We start from the raw sequence: 19,527 nt of genomic DNA, 5'->3' as shown, positions 1-19,527 counted from the left end.
TCCTCAGGATCCCATGGCTTGCTCAGGATCCTATGGCTTGCTCAGGATCATGGCCCCATCGCCGCCGAGCTGGCAGGCAGACACCCCCACGTGGTTGCGACCCCTGGTCGCACGAGAAATGGGCGCGGTTGCTCCTTTTTTGAGCTACGGTTGCGACTGCCCAAAAAAATGGTTGCACCTCGTCGCCGCCGATGCCAGATCAAAAAACGACGTTAGCGCCCGGAGGGGCGCAAACGGGGGTGGAGCTGGCGACTGCATGGCGACGACGATCGGCGTTAAGATCGATGATGAACTGCGCAGGCTTGTGCGGCAGGCGGCCGAGCGGGAAGGGCGCTCGTCGCACTGGCTGATCAAGCAAGCCATCGTCACCACCCTCGAACGTCTTGATCGCGGTGAGCCGCTTCTGGGGCCGGCGCCCGACCCTTCATCCGATGAACCGTTCGAAGAAGCGCCACCGGCGCCGCAGGTGCCCCAACCGTTCGTGGAATTCGCTCAGTCGGTGCAGCCGCAATCCGTGCTGCGGGCAAAAATTACCGCCGCCTATCGGCGGCCGGAGACGGAGTGCCTGCCCCTGCTGGTGGCCGAAGCAACCCTGCCGGCGCGGGTCACTGAAGCCGCCAATGAATTGGCCGGGCGCCTGGTCGCAACCCTCCGCGCGCGCGGCCAACGAGGGCTGGTCGAGGGGTTGATCCATGAATATTCCCTCTCCAGCCAGGAGGGCGTGGCACTGCTCTGCCTGGCCGAGGCGTTGCTGCGCATCCCCGACAGGGCGACGCGGGACGCGCTAATTCGAGACAAGCTCAGTGGCGGGGACTGGCATTCGCACATCGGCCACAGCCCCTCCTTGTTCGTCAACGCTGCAACGTGGGGCCTGTTGGTGACCGGCCGATTGTCCGCTACCAGCAGTGAGGCTGGCCTTTCGGCAACGCTTACGCGGCTGATCGGACGTGGCGGCGAGCCTCTGATCCGCAAGGCCGTCGACGTCGCCATGCGGATGATGGGCGAGCAATTCGTCACCGGCCAGACGATCGCCGAAGCGCTCGCCAACAGCCGTCGGCTGGAGGCGCGCGGCTTCCGCTATTCCTACGACATGCTGGGTGAAGGCGCGCGAACGGGCCGCGACGCCAAGCGATACTACGCCGACTACGAGCAGGCGATCCACGCCATCGGCAATGCGGCCGGCAATCGCGGCATCTACGAAGGACCGGGGATCTCGATCAAGCTTTCGGCGCTGCATCCGCGCTATGGTCGGGCGCAACGCGATCGCGTCATGGCCGAGCTGCTGCCGAAAGTGCGGGCGCTCGTATTGCTGGCGCGGCGCTATGACATCGGCATCAACATCGATGCCGAGGAGGCCGATCGGCTCGACCTTTCACTCGATTTGCTGGAAGTGCTGTGTTTCGACCCTGCACTGGCCGGCTGGAACGGTATCGGTTTTGTCGTGCAGGCCTACCAGAAGCGTGCGCGCTTCGTGGTCGACTACATCATCGATCTCGCCCGCCGCAGCGGTCACCGCGTTATGGTCCGGCTGGTCAAGGGCGCCTATTGGGATAGCGAAATCAAGCGCGCCCAGGTCGATGGACTTGAGGGTTTCCCGGTATTCACCCGCAAGCTCTACACCGACGTTTCCTATATCGCCTGCGCCCGCAAGCTGCTGGCGGCGCCCGACGCAGTGTTTCCCCAGTTCGCAACCCACAACGCGCAGACGCTGGCAACCATCCACGCCATGGCGGGCGCGAACTACTATGCGGGCCAGTACGAGTTCCAGTGCCTGCACGGCATGGGCGAGCCGCTCTATGAGGAGGTGGTTGGCAAGGACAAGCTCAACCGACCATGCCGCATCTACGCGCCAGTCGGCACGCACGAGACGCTGCTTGCCTATCTCGTTCGCCGCCTGCTGGAGAACGGAGCGAACACCTCCTTCGTCAACCGCATCAGCGATCCGTCGGTGCCGGTCGACGAACTGGTAGCCGACCCCGTGGAGACCGTGCGTTCCCAGCTTCCGCTCGGGTTACCGCACCCCAAGATCGTCCTACCGCGCGACATCTTCGAACCGGAACGCGCCAACTCGGCCGGCATCGACCTTACGAACGAACAGCAGCTCGCGTCGCTCTCGGCGGCTTTACTATCGGGTGCCGACAAGCCGTGGCGGGCCGCACCGCTTCTGGCAGACGGTGTACAGGCCGGCCTGGAAAGGAATGTCCGCAATCCGGCTGACTTGCGCGACGTGGTGGGCCGCGTCGTTGAGGCGACCGACGTTCATGTGAGGGCCGCCGTGGAGCATGCGCAGACGGCGGCGCCGATCTGGCAGGCGACTCCGCCCGACGCGCGTGCAGCTTGCTTGATGCGCGCCGCGGACCTGCTCGAAATGCGTATGCCGATGCTGATCGGCCTGATCGTGCGCGAGGCGGGCAAATCGCCGGCAAATGCGATCTCTGAGGTGCGCGAGGCGGTCGATTTCCTCCGTTACTATGCGGCGCAGGTCCGCCGGCATTTCTCAAATGACGTGCATCGGCCGCTGGGCCCCATCGTGTGCATCAGTCCGTGGAATTTCCCGCTGGCCATCTTCACCGGCCAGGTTGCTGCGGCGCTCGCAGCCGGCAATCCGGTGTTGGCGAAGCCGGCCGAGGAAACTCCCCTGATCGCCATGCAAGCGATCCAGATCCTGCGCGAGGCCGGCGTTCCGGAGGGCGCAGTACAATTGCTGCCCGGCGACGGGAAGGTCGGGGCACAGCTCGTCGCCAATCCGGCAATCCGCGGCGTGATGTTCACCGGTTCGACCGAGGTGGCACACCTCATCCGACGCCAGATCTCCGATCGGCTTTGCCCGAATGGCAAGCCGATTCCGTTGATCGCCGAGACTGGCGGCCAGAATGCCATGATCGTCGACAGTTCGGCGCTGCCCGAACAGGTCATCGACGACGTGCTGGTCTCCGCCTTCGATTCGGCCGGACAGCGCTGCTCGGCGCTGCGTGTTCTCTGCCTGCAGGAAGAGATCGCGGAGCACGTGCTGACGATGTTGAAAGGCGCGATGGAGGAGCTCGCGATCGGGAATCCGGATCGACTCTCGACCGATGTCGGTCCGGTCATTACTGCGCAAGCGCGCGATGGCGTCATGCAACATATCGAGGCGATGCGGTCGCACGGGCGTAAGGTCCATGCGGTCCCGCTCGATCCCGCTTGTCGAACCGGCCATTTCGTTCCACCCACCTTGATCGAGATCGGGCATGTCACGGAGCTCAAGCGCGAGGTGTTCGGTCCGGTGCTACATGTCGTCCGGTTCCGGCGCGGCGAGCTCGATGCTCTGATCGACGATATCAACGCCACCGGTTATGCGCTCACCTTCGCCGTGCACAGCCGTGTCGACGAGACGATCGCCCGCGTGGGGGAGCGCATCAATGCAGGCAATATCTACGTCAACCGCAACATGATCGGCGCGGTGGTCGGCTCGCAGCCGTTCGGTGGCCACGCGCTCTCTGGAACCGGTCCGAAAGCCGGTGGTCCGCTCTATCTCAGGCGACTCGTCGTCGCGTCGCCGGCCATGTTTGGCGCGGCCGTCAAACATTCGGCGAAACCGACGACCGCCCGGAAATATGTCGACTGGCTCACGGCGCAGGGGCACAAACGCGAAGCGAAGCGCTGCGCCGACTACATCGAGCGCTCGCTGCTTGGCGCCGCCATCGAAATGCCCGGGCCGGTCGGCGAACGGAACATCTATACGCTGTTCGCCAAGGGCGCCGTGCTGTGCGTGCCGCATTCGTCGACTGGACTGCTGTTGCAGGTCGGGGCGGCGCTCGCGACTGGCAATCAGGCGCTGATCGCGGCGCCGGAGGAGGTGCGAGCGGTGATCGCCGATCTGCCCGCGGCGCTGCGGACGCAGGTGAGCGTGGTTGACGACCGGGCGACGGCGGCCTTCGAGGTGGCGCTGTTTGAAGGCGACAGCGACGCGCTCCGCGAGTTCAACCGCGAACTCGCCGAACGGTCCGGCCCCATCGTGCCCGTCTACGGTGTCGCCAGCGACGCGCTCGCGACTGGAGACGAGGACTACCCGTTGGAATGGCTGTTGCAGGAGCAAGCGATCAGCACCAACACGACCGCCGCTGGCGGCAACGCCAACCTGATGACGATCGGATGAGCTATTTGTTGAAGCATCGCGCATTTTACGGCCAACCCGCGACGGAGCCGCCGACCGGACCGGAGGCTCGCGGGCCGGCAATTCCTCGTGCTCCTGGCAGAGGAGGCCGGTGCCTTGGCTGAGTCGCGCGGCATGTTCTTCAAGTCGGCCGTGGTGGCGAGCTACGCGCTGATGCTGGCGCCTGTGGTGATGGTGATCATCATCAGCTTCTTCCGCCAGGAGATCATCAGCTTTCCGCCCGAAGGCCTGACAATGCAGTGGTACGTGAACGCCTGGGAGCGGCGCGAGTTCGCCCGCGGCTTCGTCACCAGCCTGCAGGTCGCGGCGATCGCCACCGCAATCGGTGTGCCGCTCGGAACGGCTGCGGCCTATGCGCTCGCGCGCGCGAAGCTGCCGGGACGCGAGGCGATCAGCACGCTGCTGCTCGGGCCACTGGCGGTACCCGGCGTCGTCGCCGGCACTGCACTTTACATGTTCTACCTGCGTGCAGAGACCTGGCTGGATCAGGACATCACGGCGACGCTGTCCGGCCTGGTCGCTGCGCACGTCCTGCTCACCATTCCGTGGACCGTGCGCCTCGTCACCGCCAGCCTGCAGGGCATGGACCGCTCGGCGGAGGAAGCCGCGGCCAATCTTGGCGCGCGACCGCCCACGGTGTTCATGCGCGTGACGCTGCCGATGCTGCGGCCGGGGGTCGTCGCGGCTGCGCTGTTCTCATTCATCCAAAGCTTCGAGAATCTCGAACTGACGCTGCTGCTGGTCGGCCCGGGGCGCACGACGCTTCCGGTCGCCATGCTCAGTTATCTGGAGTTTCGCATGGATCCGACTCTCGCCGCCGTCGCCACGGTGCAAATTCTGCTTGTGACGGCGATGATGCTCATAACGGATCGTTTTGTGCGGTTATCGCGAGTGATTTGATGAGTACATTGGTTCTCGACCGTCTTCGTAAGCGTTACGACCGCACCACCGCGGTGGAACGCGTCGACCTCACGGCCAAGCAGGGGGAGCTGGTGGCGCTGCTTGGGCCGTCCGGCTGTGGCAAGACCACCACGCTGCGCATGGTGGCGGGCTTCATCGCGCCGACCGACGGCCGCGTGCTGATCGGTGACCGCGACGTCACCCAGGTCCCCGTGCACCTGCGAAATACCGGCATGGTGTTTCAGGCTTACGCGCTGTTTCAGCACATGACGGTCGCGCAGAACGTCGCGTTCGGCTTGGAGATGCGGCGAGTTGAGCGCGCCGAGCGTGAGAAGCGCGTGGCGGAGGCTTTGCGGCTGGTGCGGCTCGATCATCTCGCCGATCGGATGCCGCGCCAGCTCTCCGGCGGGCAGCAGCAACGCGTTGCACTCGCCCGTGCGCTGGTGGTCAACCCGGCCGTTTTCCTGCTCGACGAGCCCCTGTCGAATCTCGATGCCAAGTTGCGCGCCGAGGTGCGCATGGAGATCCGGGCGCTGCAGCAACGCCTCGGCCTCACCACGTTGATCGTCACGCATGACCAGGAAGAGGCGCTGACGATGGCGGATCGGCTGGTGGTGATGGAGCGCGGCCGCGTGCGGCAGATCGGCACGCCGGAGGAATTGTACGAAAATCCGGCGGACGTGTTCGTTGCAAGCTTCGTCGGCAACTGCAACCTGGTCGCAGGGACGCTCGAAAGACCCGGCTCTTTCCGCACACAGAGCGGGACCCTGTTGCCGTGCACGTCGGAAGCGCCTGCTGCCAATGACGGCCTCGTTCTGGCGCTGCGGCCGGAGCGCGTCACGGTCACGCCGGGCGAGGGCGCCCCGGGCGATATCCGCGCGCAGGTCACGGCCGTCACCTACCTCGGGGCGCAGACCGAGTATCACCTCGACCTTAACGGAACGACATTGCGAGCATCGCGCTCCACACCGCTCCACGACGATCCGCTGCGGCGGATCGCACCCGGAGAAAAATTGACGCTGAGTTGGGATGCGGCTTCAGCGCGTTTGCTGCCGGCCGAAACAGAGACAGGAGACGAAACATGACTATCAGCCGCCGCACGCTGCTGTCCGGCAGCGCCGCCTTGTTGACCGCCGCCGCAACCGGCGCGCCGAAAAATGCTGTCGCCCAAGCTGGTGGCCAGGTGGTCATCGGCACCTGGGGCGGCGACTACGGCGAACTGCTGCGCCAGTTGATCGATCAGCAGTTCACCGCCCAGTCGAAGATCGAGGTGCTGCAGGACATCGGCAACAACAGCCCGCGCAAGTCCAAGCTCTTGGCCGAGCGTCAGAACCGGCGCGGCAGCATGGACGTCAGTTGCCTGTCGGACTCCGACACGTATCAGATGATGCAGCAGAACGTGCTGGACAAGCTTGCGACCGATCGGATTCCGCGGCTTGGCACTGTCATCGAAGCGCTGCGCAAGGATTATGCGGTGCCGCATATCTATTCGGCGATGGTGATCCTCTACAATCCCAGCAAGGTCACCACGCCGCCGACGAGCTATGCGGACCTGTGGGACGCCAAATGGCGCGGCCGCGTCGGGCTCTCGGATATTCTGTACAACTACAACACCGCCGTCGCGGCGCTCGCAGGTGGCGGAAGCATGAGCGACTTCGGCCCTGCCAACAAGCGCCTGATGGATTGGCGTTCGCTCGACGTGAAGATCTATCCGTCGAACGAAGCGCTGGCGACCGGCCTGAAGTCCGAAGAGGTCTGGCTCGCGCCGATGTGGCTCGCGCGCGGCTACATGTGGAAGAAGGCCGGAATCCCGCTGAACCACGTCGTGCCGAAGGAAGGCGCCGTCCCGGTCGTGTACGAGGCTGCGGTGCCGCGTAACGCACGCAACAAGGACAACGCCTGGCGTTATCTCAATGCTATGCTGGAGCCGCAGGCGCAGATCGGCTTCGCCGAGCGCATGGGCTACGTGCCGACCGTGCGTGACGCACAACTGCCGGCGGAGCTTGCGCGCGAGATCAGCCTGACGGAGGCGCAGCAGGCAACCCTCAAGACGCCCGATCACGCGTACCTGCTGCAGCACACAGCATCGATCCTTGATTTCTGGAACAAGGATTTCAAGGGCTGATGGCTGCGCTCGTTCTCCCTGCCGCGCTCCTGGTCTTCACGCTGCTGGTGGCGCCGATGGCGCTGCTCGCACGGATTTCGCTCAACCATTACAGCCCGACCGAGCTGATGGTGGAGGCCTTCACGGCGGAGAACTACATCCGGGCGGTCGCCGATCCCTACTATCAGCAGGTGTTGGCGACCACGCTCGGCGTCGCATTCCTGTGCACGGTGCTCACCGTTCTACTCGGCTTTCCGGCGGCCTATTGGCTCGCCCGCATGGAAAGCAACCGCAAGAGCATCGCCACCATCCTGACGTTACTGCCACTGCTGGTGGGCAACGTCGTGCGCTCGGCCGGCTGGATGGCGCTGCTCGGAAACGAGGGCGGCATCAACGCCGCATTGCGGGCGCTGCATCTCACCAGCGGGCCGCTGCAACTGCTCTACACGCCGGGCGCCGTCATCGTCGGCATCACTGCCGTCGTGTTGCCCTATATGGTGCTGACGCTCGCGGCGGTGATCGAGAGCATCCCGCGGCAGGCGGAGGAGGCCGCAGCCAACCTCGGCGCGACCGCATCGACTGTCTTCCGCCGCGTGGTCCTGCCGCTATCGCTTCCAGGCGTGGCGGCCGGCAGCGTGCTGGTATTCATCCTCTGCATGAACGCCTATGCGACGCCGCTGTTGCTCGGCGGGCCGCAGTTCAAGATGATGGCGCCGGCCGTCTACGACCAGTTCGTGCGCGGCAACAACTGGCCCTTCGGCGCGGCGCTCGCTTTCATCCTGCTGGTCGCGACGCTCGTTCTCACGGTCATCGGCAGTATGGCCCTGAGCCGCCGCTATCGCGGATGACCGCATTCCTTTTACCCTGTCCTCTCGTTCGGAGACTTCAAGATGGTTGATCAAGTGGTGCCCGCCAACGCTGAAGCAGGCGACGAGTTGACCGCTGAGAACACCAAGGCGGGGATGCCGCCGGTGCAGGCCGCGACCAGCCGGAACCGCGGCAGCGGTCCGTTCAAGCGGCTCGTGCTGCGTGGAGCGACCGTGATCAGCGGTACCGGCGCGCCACCGCTGGGTCCGATGGACATCGTCGTGGAAGAAGGGCGGATCACCCAGATCAAGAAAGTCGGAACGCCCAAGATACCGATCAAGCCCGAACGCCGGCCGGCGCCCGGTGACCACGAGATCGACTGTCACGGCAAGTACGTGACGCCCGGCTTCATCGACTGTCATGCGCACGCCGGCGTTGCCTATCATGCGCTCAATGGCTGGGTGCCGCCGGTCGACTATGTCTACAAGCTGTGGCTCGCGCACGGCGTCACCACCGTGCGCGAGATGGGCTCGTTCAACGGCCTCGGCTGGATGCTGAACCAGAAGGCGTTGTCGGCCGAGAACAAGATCGCGGCGCCGCGGCTGCTCGCTTACGCTTATTTCCCGGCGGTCAACGATCGGCTGAAGACGATCCACACGCCCGAGCAGGCGCGTGAATGGTTGCGGCGGATCAAGGCTCGCGGCGCCGACGGTGTGAAATTCTTCGGCGCACCGCCCGCCATCATGGAGGCGGCGCTCGACGAGTGCGGCAAGCTCGGCTTGCGTTCCGGCTGCCACCACGCGCAGACAGCTGTGACGGAGATGAACGCGCTGACCAGCGCGAAATGGGGGCTCACCAGCGCGGAGCATTATTACGGTCTGCCGGAAGCGTTGTTCGAAAGCCGGATCATCCAGGACTATTCCACCGACTACGACTACAACGACGAGTACTTCCGCTTTGCCTTTGCAGGCCAGACCTTCAAGCAGGCAGCCAAGCCGGGAAGTGCGAAATGGAACGAGGTGCTGGAAGCATTTCTCGCGCTCGATTTCACGTTCGTGCCGACCTTCACGATCTATGACGCCAATCGCGACCTCATGCGCGCGCGGCAAGCCGACTGGCATAAGGAATACACCTGGAAGTCCATGTGGGAATATTTCCAGCCACAGCGTGGCGGCCACGGCGCCTACTGGTACCGTTGGTCCACGGCCAACGAGATCGACTGGAAAGAGAACTACCGGCTGTGGATGCAGTTCATCAACGAGTACAAGAACCGCGGCGGCCGGGTCTGCACTGGCAGCGACTCCGGGTTCATCTTCCAGATCTTCGGATTTGGCTATGTGCGCGAGTTGGAGCTCTTGCAGGAAGCCGGCTTCCATCCGCTTGAAGTCCTGCGAGCGGCGACCTCGCAGGGAGCCGAGCTAATCGGCCTTTCAGACGAGATTGGCAGCATCGACGTCGGCAAGCGCGCCGATCTTTTGGTGCTCGATCACAATCCGCTCGATGACTTTAAACTGCTGTACGGCACCGGCGCCCTGCGCTTGAACGACGAGACACGCAAGCCTGAGTGGCATCGCGCCTTGCGCTATACGATCAAGGATGGCGTTATCTACGACGTGGACGAGCTGCTCGCCGATGTGCGCGAGATGGTGGCGGCGAGCTTTGCCGAAGACGTCGGCGCAAAGGACACCAAACATGAGCGGCGGGCCTGATTTTTTTGTCCTGACCGGCTTTCTTGGAAGCGGCAAGACGACACTGCTGCGCGATTTTCTTGCGCAGCCGGAAGCCGCAGACACGGCAGTCATTGTCAACGAAGTCGGAGAGATCGGACTCGATGGGGCCATCCTCGCGGAAGGCGCGAACGACGTTCCGATCTCGCTCTTGAGCAACGGCTGTGTTTGCTGCTCGCTCGGCAGCGATCTTGCCGGCACAATCGAGAGTCTGGTCGAGGCGCGGCGGAGGATCACGGCCGAGCCGCTGCGCCGCATCATCCTGGAGACCAGCGGCGTTTCCAAGCCTGGACCAATTCTGCGATCGCTCGCATCGCTTGCGCCGCTGCGTATGCGCGTTGGCGTCGTCGCGACCTTTGACTGCGAGCGCGCGGTGGAGCTGGCGGCGTTCGAGGAAGCGGCTGCACAGTGGGCGGGGGCGCAGACGCTCGTGTTGACGAAGCGCGATGCGGTGGCGGAAGCCGGCTTGCATGCAGCCCGTGAGGCCGTCCGTGCGATCAACCCGCTGGCGGAGGTTATAGATACGCCCGATCGCAGGACTGCGGTATTGGCGGCCTTCGCGCCGGTGCATGCCGGAGATCCAATCGACGCAGTGGCGGAACGTTGGACGGAAATGCCCAGGACGGCCCCGCACCCGCGCATCAAGGTCATGCTGGCGCGCTTCCGTCAGCCGGTCGCTTGGGCGGAACTCGCCGCGTGGCTCGACAACCTGGCTGGCCTATGCGGCGACAAGCTGCTGCGGGTGAAAGGGTTGGTGCAGGTGGAAGGACATGCCCAGCGTGCGTTGGTCCAAAGCGTCGGAACGCTATTTGGCGCGCCGCGCCCGTTTGCGGGTCCGGCAAATGACGAACGCTCGTTTCTGGTGATCATTGCACGCGACGTCGACCAACCCGAGATCGCAGCCCTGTCGCCGCGGTTGCCCATGATTGTCTCGCAGCTTGGCGGGCCGTCGTCCCACGGCGGCAGCGCCGGAATTTTTACCGCGCAAGCCGTCGAGCCGCCCGCAGTGACGTCGAAATAGCTCCTCGTCAGCAGAAACCGGTAATCGCCCATGTCCGACAGTGACGATCAAGGCGCCGCCTGGCGCGTTCCGCCGTCTGCTTACCTCGCGCGCCGGCCGCCGGCCTACGGCATTCCAGCGCCGCCGCGCTCGCTTTATCTCACGATGAAGGATGGGTGCAGACTCGCGGTCGACATCTATCTGCCGACGGCGCCGGCGTCTGCCGCGGCCGGCCCGCGCTGCCCGACGATCTGTATCTTCACGCCCTACTATCGCCGTTTCAAAGTGAAGGCCGGTGCGACCGGTGTCGAGCCAAGCCCAAACGTCTGCAAGTATCGGGACACGTTCGTCCCGCGCGGCTATGCGCTGGTCGTGGTTGATGTGCGTGGAACCGGTGCAAGTTTCGGCACCCGCGACAGTTTTCGATCGCCGAGGGAGCGGGAAGATTACCGCGAGATCGCCGACTGGATCGTGGCGCAGCCATGGTCCGACGGCCGTATCGGCGCCACCGGCGTCTCCTACCTGGGAGCCGCCTGCGACTTTCTGGCCAGCACGGGCCATCCCGCCGTAAAGGCAATCGCGCCACTCTTCGCGGTGTGGGACACGTATTCGGATCACTACTATCCAGGTGGCATCCTGCTCAACCAGCTCGCTGAAACCTATGATCAGCTGATGGTCGGACTTGACCACGATCGTCGCGAGATCCTGCGGCAGTTCGCTTATTATGCCGATCCCAATCTTGAAGGGCCGCACCCGGTCGACGAGGATCCCGACGGAACGTCGTGCCGCGCCGCTGTCGCTGAGCACGTCGGCAACTTTCATATGCCGGACTTCATCACCGAATTCCGCTTCAAGGAACAGCCATTGCCCTACGATGAGACGTTCTCGTCGTCATCGTTCAGCCCCTACCACTATATGAGCGGCATCAAGCCCGACGTCGCGATCTACTCCGTCTCTGGCTGGATGGATGGCGCTGGCTACGCTAACGGCGCAATTTCGCGGCACCTCACGCTACCGAACCCGAACCGCTATCTGCTGCTTGGTCCGTGGGATCATGGCGCGCGCGTGAACGTCTCACCATGGCGCAATCGCGTTGATCCTGAGTTCGTCGTGCTTGCGGAAGTGCTCCGCTTTTTCGACGAGCATCTTGCCGGTATGGAGACCGGACTGCGAGCCGAGGCGCCCATCCACTATTTCACCATGCATGACGAGACCTGGCGGGCGGCTGACGCCTGGCCGCCGATCGAGGCGGCTGAAACGCGTTTCTTCCTTTCGACGGACGGTGAGCTGAGCCGCGCCGGCGGCGCGGCCGGAAGTGACGTTTACAAGACCGACTTCGGTTTCGGCACTGGTGAACATACGCGCTACGAACGGATCGCCGGGATCGACAACCGCGATTACTACACCGACTGGCAGGGGCGGGACGCGGCGCTGCTGCGCTACACCTCCGCGCCGTTGGACGCGGATGTCGAGATGACCGGCCATGCCGTCGCCGAATTCTGGCTCGCCTCAAGCGAGGCGGACGGCGCCGTGCACGTTTATCTTTCCGAAATCGAAGCCGCAGGCCGTGAGCGCTACGTAACCGAAGGCGTCCTGCGCGCGCTTCACCGCAAGGACGCTGTTGACACGCCGCATCATCGCACCTCGTGGCCGACGCACAGCTATACCCGCGAGGATGCTGCACCCCTCGTGCCTGGCCGCCCCGAACGTCTGCGTATCGCGCTGCTGCCGGTCTCCTGGAGCTTCCGAAAAGGAAGTCGGATTCGCGTGGCGATCGCGGGCGCCGATAGCGATCACTACGTCCAAGTTCCGCATGGCCGCCCACCGATACTCACGCTCCATCACGGTGGGACGATGCCGTCTCATGTCGCTTTGCCGCTGCGGGTGAAAAAGCAGTAGATCAGGAGGGGGCGCGGTATTGATTGCTCATCGCAACTCCTCGATCTCGCGAAAAGCAAACGGCCCGACAGAGTTTACTGTCGAGCCGTCAATGCAAGTCACAACGACTGGGCCGCAGTCGATAGATCAGTTTCGATACGAGGTATCGAGCCGGTCCAGCTTGCGGAGGAGTGCGGGCCAGGCAAGGCTGCCGTTGCGGTTGGCGGCCTCCGGTCGCGGCTTCATCTTGTCGTAGGTCTTTTCCAGAATGTCCTGCGACGGCATGATCAGCTTGGTATTGGCCGCCATGGCCATCACCTGCACCTCGCAGGCCCTCTCGAGGCGGAACAGCACGTTGAACGCGGCCGGAATGTCGCGCCCGCAGACCAATAGGCCGTGGTTGCGCAGTATCATGGCTTCGTGGTTTCCAAGATCCCTTACCAGGCGCTCGCGCTCGTCGATATCGTCGGCGATGCCTTCGAAGTCGTGATAGGCGATGTGGACGAACCGCATCGAGGTCTGCGCAAGCGGCAGGAGACCGCATTCCATCGCCGACACGGCCATGCCCGCAGGGGTATGGGTGTGCGCGACGCAGGCCGCGTCATGGCGGGCCATATGGATCGCGCTGTGAATGACGAAGCCGGCGGCATTCACGCCGTAATCGCTTGCATTGAAGATGACATTGCCGTCGACATCGATCTTGATCAGGCTCGACGCGTCGATCTCCTCGTATAGCATCCCATAAGGGTTGATCAGGAACTGGTCCTGTGTCCCAGGCACCCGCACCGAAATGTGGTTGGCCAGCATCTCGGTGTAACCGTACATCGCCACCAGGCGATAGCAGGCCGCGAGATCGACGCGGGCTTGCCATTCTTCCGCGCTGACCTGTTCGCGAACAGATCTGACGATCTTGATGGCGGGTGAACTGATCGGCGGATTCATCGGGCGTCCTCTTAAGCTCTGTTGTTGCGAAATCGGCGCAGCTCCTGCTTGCCGGCTCGATTGGAAGATAGATGGTTCGCCGGCGCAGCGGCAAGGCGCCACCAAAGTCAGCGCTGCAGGTCTGCCATCGCAAAAGCGGTGCAGATCAACCGCCTCACGGAACAGACGACACAGGACTGTTCGATTTGATGAGCGCCAGCCGCGTCCAGGTCACGCCGGCGCGCCGATTGGCCGGCTGCATCGACGCGGCGCGCATACGAAAGACAGCACGCAACTGTTGGGCTCCGGCAAGCGTCAGGGTTTCCTCCACTCCGACGTCGAACATGCGGCGGCCTGCGGGCATCGGTCCGTGACGCAAGGACATGATTATCAGGCCGCCGGTCCGGAGCAGGGACGCGAGCCTTGCCATCGCGGGCGGGCGCTGCTGCGGATCGAGATGCATCCAGACTGCTGTGAGCATGACAAGGTCGAATGTTTCGTTTCGGCTTAGAGTGGCAAGTTCCGGCAAACCGTCATCGATCCACGCGATCCGGGGGGAGGGATGCCGCGTCATCGCCGCCGTTCGCAGTTCGTCGACCGGCTCGACGGCGACGACGTGATGGCCCATGGCTGCGAGATGCCCGGCATCGCGACCCGATCCAGCTCCGATGTCAAGAATGCTGCAGGGGCCGGCGGGGATCAGGTGCAGCACGGGCTGATGCAGTTCAACGAAGGAGACCGTCTCCCAGGTGTCGACAAGCACATCGGCCTCGCGCGCGTATCCCGGATTCGGATTGTTCGGGTCCATCGTCGTGTGGTCCATCCGGCTTGCTGCAGGATTAGCGAGCAGGCGGGGAGAGTCGCAACTGCCCTGAGAAAGGATGGTTCTCGGTCGGCCATGTTGTTGAGTGCGACACCTCGACCCCGTATATGCTGCTGATGACCGACGCACCACGCGATGCCGAAGGCCCCGAAGCCGAATGTCCGCGCTGCGGCAAGCAGCTGTCGCTTTGCGTTTGCGAGGGGATCGAGCCGATCGACAACAAGGTCGCACTCCTGATCCTTCAGCACCCACAGGAGCAGGACAAATCGCTCGGTACCGCGCGACTGACCGCTCTGCACTTTGCGAACGCCACGCTGAAGGTCGGTCTGTCATGGGCAAGCCTCGCCAAGGCGCTGGGACAACCGGCCGACCCGCACGCCTGGGCAATCCTCTATCTCGGCTCAGCCCGCGCGGCGGCCCTTGCACCGGATGTCGATATCGTCGCCATCAACAAGAAAGGCGAGGTCGAGCCTCAGCAGCAGGGAATCCTGCGGGGCCTCGAGGGGGTGGTGCTGCTCGACGGCTCATGGAGCCAGGCCAAGGCCTTGTGGTGGCGCAATCCGTGGATGCTGAAGTGCCGACGCATTCTCCTCAACCCGGCGCGTCCTTCGCGTTACGGCAAATTGCGGCGCGAGCCGCGCAGCGACGGGCTGTCGACGATCGAATCGGCGGCGATGCTGATAAGCCGGCTGGAGAAGCGCGCGGAGATTGAAACGGCCCTGCTTGCAAGTTTCGATCGGTTGCTTGTCCGCTATCGCGCGTTACAAAGCGCCTCGCCAACGCTCGAGCACGCAAAGCACCCGCGAATGCGGAAGGGCCATGCAAGTCGAAATCGAAGCCAGAACGATAGACGCGCAAAAGCGATGCGCAGGCGTCGCTGACGTTCCTGAGCATCGTTTTATTTGCGAAGGCAGCCCGGCGGCGCGACCGTTAAATGCTGCCAGAAATTCGTGTCAGTCTAGTTGGATCAAGTCGAAGACGATAACTCATCGGTCTTCGCAATGGCCTTACCGGACCTTCAAGTTTTCCGCCGATTCCTTGCCGCGGTTCGCGACAACTTCGTATTCGATCTGCTGGCCCTCGTTGAGGGTGCTCAGGCCAGCGCGTTCAACCGCCGAGATGTGCACGAACACATCCTTGCCGCCCGCTTGCGGCTGGATGAATCCGTAGCCCTTCGTCGGGTTGAACCACTTCACAGTACCGGTAGCCATTAACGTCGTCTCCAATCGAGTCAGCGGCAAGTCCGCCGCCCACCCATTATTACTGATTTTGCTGGCGCGCCCAAGGGGAATCGAACCCCTGTTTTCGCCGTGAAAGGGCGACGTCCTGGACCGCTAGACGATGGGCGCGGGCGAAATCAGCAAAGGAGCGTGCGGTTTTTTGCCGAACGTCCGCAGCAAACGAACGTCCAAAGGAGGCAAGTTTGTCGCGACGCGGGCCACCTATAGTGTCGTTTGCCGGCACCGGCAAGCAGCATGAGCCAATAAAAAGCGTGGGAAATTGTCCGGAAATCACGCCCGGCGGGTCTCTTTAGGCCTTCGAGGTTGCCGGATCGCCGGGGGTCACCAATGGCCGGTGTTGGGCATGGACACCCATGGTTCCTTCGGCGGCAGTGCGTCGCCTTTCTGAAGCAGCTCGATTGACTGATGGTCAGGCGAGCGGACGAACGCCATCTGGCCGTCGCGCGGCGGGCGGTTGATGACGATGCCCATGTTCTGCAGGCGGGAACAGGTGGCGTAAATATCGTCGACCTCGTAGGCGAGATGGCCGAAGTAACGGGCCTCGCCGTAGTCCTCCTCATCGTAATTGTAGGTGAGTTCCAGGAGCGGCTGTCCACGTCCCTTCGATTGCGCAAGCAGTGGTTCGTCTTCTGGGGCGCACAGGAACACCAGCGTGAAGCGGCCCTTCTCGTTGTTGACGCGGCGAACTTCCTTCAAGCCCAGTGCGTCGCAATAAAACTTGAGCGCGACATCAAGATTCCGGACGCGTAGCATGGTGTGAAGATAACGCATGTGTGCGCTCCCAAGGATCCACAGACAGGGCTTTACGAAGGCGGCTTACAATGAGCTTGCGGACAAAGCCTGCAACGAGACTATCGGTGGAATGCAATGATAGCAAAAGATCTTCAAAGCGGCGTGGAACGACTCGGCGAAATGATCGCCTCGGCGCGAAAAATTGTTCCCTTCACCGGCGCGGGGATCTCGACGGAGTGCGGCATTCCGGATTTTCGATCTCCCGGAGGAATATGGACCAAGCAGCAACCGATCCCCTACGACGAGTTCGTCGCGAGTCAGGAAGCGCGCAACGAAGCGTGGAAGAGACGCTTTGCAATGCAGGAGACCTTCGGTGCTGCGCGACCAGGTCGCGGCCATCGCGCGCTCGCTGCGCTCTATCGCGCCGGCAAAGTGCCCGGCGTCATCACACAAAATATTGACAACCTTCATCAAAACTCGGGCGTCGGGGCCGAGGACGTCATCGAATTGCACGGCAATACGACGTTTGCGCGCTGTATCGGCTGCCGCAAGCGCTTTGAGATCGAATGGGTGAGGGAGAAATTCGAAGCCGACGGTGGCGTCGCGCCCTCGTGCTCGGCATGCGACGACCCGATCAAGACGGCGACGGTCTCCTTTGGCGAAGCAATGCCTGAAGCGGCGATGCAGCGCGCGACGGAACTTTCGCAGGGCTGCGACCTTATGCTTGCGATCGGATCATCGCTCGTCGTTTGGCCGGCTGCCGGCTTTCCAATGCTGGCCAAACGCTGCGGCGCGAAGCTCGCGATCATCAATATTCAGCCGACAGATCAGGATGACCAGGCCGATCTGGTGATCCGCTTCGACATTGGCGAAACGCTTGCACCTTTCGTCGGAAATTGATTCGTAGTTGTGCAAGCCTGTTTATAGCTTGAGGCGAACTGGTTTTTTGTCTTTGCGACTTTCGCCGGAGTGTTATCTTCAGATGGACAAGATTCGGTTGTCGCGCTGGTGGTTACACCAGCGTTGTGAGCAAGACGGGCTTGCGTTTGGATCGTAAGCCTCTGTTTTGAGGTGCGGGGTCATGGGGTCGGACGGATTCGAGTCGAAGAGACTCGGCGGGTTAGGGCCGGCGGATTTATCCGGCGCTCGCGTACATGATCGACAGACCCAGCCGGACACGATCGCCGACATCGGTGACGTTGCAGCTGCGAACCTGATCGAGATCAGCGGCGTCATCAAATGGTTCGATGCGTCGAAGGGTTATGGGTTCATTGTGCCGGACAATGGTGCGCCGGATGTGCTGTTGCATGTGACGGTGCTGCGCCGCGACGGTTACCAGACCGCATATGAAGGCGCGCGGCTCGTCTGCGAGGTGTTGCAGCGGCCGAAGGGGTACCAGGCGTTCCGTATCATTTCGATGGATGAGTCCACCGCGATCCATCCGGCACAGATGCTGCCGCCCCGAACCCACGTCAGCGTTACCCCGACGAGCGGTTTGGAGCGCGCGCAGGTGAAATGGTTCAACCGGCTGCGAGGCTTCGGCTTCCTGACGCGTGGCGACGGAACACCCGACATCTTCGTCCACATGGAAACGCTGCGCCGCTACGGCATGACCGAGCTGCGGCCCGGCCAATACGTGCTGGTGCGCTACGGACCAGGGTCGAAGGGGTTGATGGCCGCTGAGATCCAGCCCGAGTCGGGCGCGCCGGGCATTTCCTCGCACTAGATCGCCTCAATCATCGGCCGCGGCATCACGGCGGTTTGTTCCCGCAACTTGTTGACCGTCGCCCGTGCGATATGCTCATGCAATCGCATGCCGCAGCACGGGCGCGGCGTATGGGTGTTGCAGATGGCGTTGTTTCAGTTTGCATCGACGGCGCGGCGATGGCCGCATCTCCGGCTGGCGCTGGTGCTTGCCTGGCTCTGCAGCGCGCTGGCGTCTGCCAACGCCGCCGGTTTGGAAACGCTCGAGATTGCCTCAAAGTCGGGCGTTCACGTGTTCTCCGTGGAAGTGATGCGGACGCCGGACGAGCGCGCGAAGGGGCTGATGTATCGCCGCGAGCTGCCGGAAGGGCGGGGCATGCTGTTCGATTTCTCGCCCGAGCAGAACGTGTCCATGTGGATGAAGAACACCTACATCCCGCTCGACATGATCTTCATTCGTGCCGACGGCCGGATCCTGCGCATCGCCGAAAACACCAAACCGGAATCGGAAGCGATCATTCCCGCAGGCGGGCCAGTACGCGGTGTGCTCGAGGTTATTGGCGGAACCGCGAAGAAGTACGGCATCGCTCCCGGTGATCGTGTCGGGCATCCGCTGTTTGACCGGCGCTGAGACGGCCGGTCTGCGTAGAGGCGTCCTCTCTCTTTGTCCCGCAGATGCAGCCGCGTGCTGTGACCTGCATTGTTCCGCCGGCCGGTCACGAAAGCGCCTTCTGCGTAGCTGATAAGCAGGGATCAGCAGTGCAGTGCAGGGGTCGCTTCATGAGCACCAATCCCGACGAAGATCGTGCCTTTCTGTCGCAGGACGATACTGCCTTGCTCTCCAGAGCCGAGATCCTGCAGTGGGAGGACGGCAAGACGTTTTCGACCGACTGGGCCGGGCACCATTTTTTCAACTGGGCCGAGTTGCTGTATCCCTTCCGGCAAAAGCCGGTGCGGCTACTCGAAATCGGCTCATGGGAAGGCCGCTCGGCTCTGTTCTTTCTGAATTATCTACCGCTCAGTCGTATCGTTTGCATCGATCCATTCACGGGCAGTGCCGAGCATCATCAGGATCCGTATTTTGCGGATCTCGCCCGCAACAGCGAGAGACGGTTCGACACCAATCTCGCAGCGTTCGAGGGCCGCCTCGAGAAGATCAAGGGGAGCTCGGCGGAAACGTTGCCCCGCTTTGGCATCGCCGGCCGCCGCTTTGATCTCGCCTATATCGACGGCAGCCACATGGCGGCGGATGTCTATCGCGACGCGGTGTTGACCTGGTCATTGATGGCGCCGGGTGGCATCGTTCTGTTCGATGACTATGAGTGGAACTTGATGGAAAACGAACTCGAGCGGCCGAAGCTCGGCATCGACGAGTTCATGGCCGCGCACGAGGGGCAATACCGCTTGCTTCATCGCGCCTATCAGATAGCCATCGAAAAGCTCTGACGCAGACGCCTTGATTAATCGGTAGCCCGGATGAGCGAAGCGACATCCGGGACTGACTCTGCGGCATGTACTTTCCGGATATCGCTTCTTT

17 protein-coding genes and 1 tRNA gene are annotated in these 19,527 nt (G+C 63.0%); 13 read left to right on the top strand and 5 right to left on the bottom strand.

What is annotated here, in order from left to right:
* The first annotated feature begins 256 nt into the window (after window positions 1-256).
* From putA to RCO31_RS27640, 8 genes are all read left to right on the top strand, one after another.
* Window positions 257-4,135 (top strand): trifunctional transcriptional regulator/proline dehydrogenase/L-glutamate gamma-semialdehyde dehydrogenase, encoded by a 3,879-nt coding sequence (gene putA / locus RCO31_RS27675; protein ID WP_308971586.1) that lies wholly within the window; start codon window positions 257-259, stop codon window positions 4,133-4,135.
* Between the two features lie 132 nt (window positions 4,136-4,267).
* On the top strand, window positions 4,268-5,053 hold the full coding sequence (locus RCO31_RS27670) for an ABC transporter permease (RefSeq protein ID WP_308971641.1): 786 nt from the start codon (window positions 4,268-4,270) through the stop codon (window positions 5,051-5,053).
* On the top strand, window positions 5,053-6,138 hold the full coding sequence (locus tag RCO31_RS27665; protein WP_308971585.1) for an ABC transporter ATP-binding protein: 1,086 nt from the start codon (window positions 5,053-5,055) through the stop codon (window positions 6,136-6,138). Before RCO31_RS27670 ends, RCO31_RS27665 begins: the two co-directional genes overlap by 1 nt.
* Window positions 6,135-7,178, top strand: coding sequence for an ABC transporter substrate-binding protein (locus tag RCO31_RS27660; protein WP_308971584.1), 1,044 nt, complete (start codon window positions 6,135-6,137; stop codon window positions 7,176-7,178). The genes RCO31_RS27665 and RCO31_RS27660 overlap by 4 nt, the downstream gene beginning before the upstream one ends.
* A complete protein-coding gene (locus RCO31_RS27655; protein ID WP_308971583.1) occupies window positions 7,178-8,005 on the top strand; it encodes an ABC transporter permease in 828 nt (275 codons plus the stop codon). The genes RCO31_RS27660 and RCO31_RS27655 overlap by 1 nt, the downstream gene beginning before the upstream one ends.
* 42 nt (window positions 8,006-8,047) lie before the next feature.
* Entirely contained in the window at window positions 8,048-9,673 is a 1,626-nt protein-coding gene (locus tag RCO31_RS27650) for an amidohydrolase family protein (protein WP_308971582.1), read from the top strand.
* Entirely contained in the window at window positions 9,657-10,712 is a 1,056-nt protein-coding gene (locus RCO31_RS27645; protein ID WP_308971581.1) for a GTP-binding protein, read from the top strand. Before RCO31_RS27650 ends, RCO31_RS27645 begins: the two co-directional genes overlap by 17 nt.
* 30 nt (window positions 10,713-10,742) lie before the next feature.
* Window positions 10,743-12,590, top strand: a complete 1,848-nt coding sequence (locus tag RCO31_RS27640) for a CocE/NonD family hydrolase (protein ID WP_308971580.1) — start codon at window positions 10,743-10,745, stop codon at window positions 12,588-12,590.
* A gap of 126 nt (window positions 12,591-12,716) precedes the next feature.
* On the opposite strand, the gene RCO31_RS27635 is transcribed toward RCO31_RS27640, so the two are convergent.
* Window positions 12,717-13,511 carry a class II aldolase/adducin family protein gene (locus RCO31_RS27635; protein ID WP_308971579.1) on the bottom strand — a complete coding sequence of 265 codons (795 nt, stop codon included), beginning with the start codon at window positions 13,509-13,511 and terminating at the stop codon, window positions 12,717-12,719.
* Window positions 13,512-13,665: 154 nt separating this feature from the next.
* Complete coding sequence (locus RCO31_RS27630) at window positions 13,666-14,313, bottom strand: class I SAM-dependent methyltransferase (RefSeq protein ID WP_308971578.1); 648 nt, start codon at window positions 14,311-14,313, stop codon at window positions 13,666-13,668.
* A 116-nt stretch (window positions 14,314-14,429) separates the two neighbouring features.
* Between RCO31_RS27630 and RCO31_RS27625 the strand changes: the two genes are divergently transcribed.
* On the top strand, window positions 14,430-15,194 hold the full coding sequence (locus RCO31_RS27625; protein WP_308971577.1) for a tRNA-uridine aminocarboxypropyltransferase: 765 nt from the start codon (window positions 14,430-14,432) through the stop codon (window positions 15,192-15,194).
* A gap of 126 nt (window positions 15,195-15,320) precedes the next feature.
* Here RCO31_RS27625 and RCO31_RS27620 read toward each other — a convergent pair whose 3' ends face one another.
* The 3 genes from RCO31_RS27620 to RCO31_RS27610 form a co-directional block, all read right to left on the bottom strand.
* Window positions 15,321-15,524 carry a cold-shock protein gene (locus RCO31_RS27620; protein WP_034470592.1) on the bottom strand — a complete coding sequence of 68 codons (204 nt, stop codon included), beginning with the start codon at window positions 15,522-15,524 and terminating at the stop codon, window positions 15,321-15,323.
* A 62-nt stretch (window positions 15,525-15,586) separates the two neighbouring features.
* Window positions 15,587-15,662 (bottom strand) — tRNA-Glu (locus tag RCO31_RS27615).
* A 213-nt stretch (window positions 15,663-15,875) separates the two neighbouring features.
* Window positions 15,876-16,325 (bottom strand): VOC family protein, encoded by a 450-nt coding sequence (locus tag RCO31_RS27610; protein WP_308971576.1) that lies wholly within the window; start codon window positions 16,323-16,325, stop codon window positions 15,876-15,878.
* Window positions 16,326-16,421: 96 nt separating this feature from the next.
* On the opposite strand from RCO31_RS27610, the gene RCO31_RS27605 reads away from it, so the two are divergent.
* The 4 genes from RCO31_RS27605 to RCO31_RS27590 all read left to right on the top strand — a co-directional run bounded on the left by RCO31_RS27605 (window position 16,422) and on the right by RCO31_RS27590 (window position 19,436).
* The gene (locus RCO31_RS27605) at window positions 16,422-17,186 is read left to right on the top strand and encodes a Sir2 family NAD-dependent protein deacetylase (protein WP_308971575.1); all 765 of its coding nucleotides are present in this window, start codon (window positions 16,422-16,424) and stop codon (window positions 17,184-17,186) included.
* Window positions 17,187-17,367: 181 nt separating this feature from the next.
* Window positions 17,368-18,012 (top strand): cold-shock protein, encoded by a 645-nt coding sequence (locus RCO31_RS27600; RefSeq protein ID WP_308971574.1) that lies wholly within the window; start codon window positions 17,368-17,370, stop codon window positions 18,010-18,012.
* Window positions 18,013-18,135: 123 nt separating this feature from the next.
* A complete protein-coding gene (locus tag RCO31_RS27595; protein WP_308971640.1) occupies window positions 18,136-18,621 on the top strand; it encodes a DUF192 domain-containing protein in 486 nt (161 codons plus the stop codon).
* A gap of 149 nt (window positions 18,622-18,770) precedes the next feature.
* On the top strand, window positions 18,771-19,436 hold the full coding sequence (locus tag RCO31_RS27590) for a class I SAM-dependent methyltransferase (RefSeq protein ID WP_308971573.1): 666 nt from the start codon (window positions 18,771-18,773) through the stop codon (window positions 19,434-19,436).
* The last annotated feature ends 91 nt before the right edge of the window (window positions 19,437-19,527 follow it).

Origin of the sequence: Bradyrhizobium sp. LHD-71, from assembly GCF_031157255.1 — a bacterium.
Classification (GTDB): domain Bacteria; phylum Pseudomonadota; class Alphaproteobacteria; order Rhizobiales; family Xanthobacteraceae; genus P52-10.
This window is presented reverse-complemented; position numbering and strand designations above follow the sequence as displayed.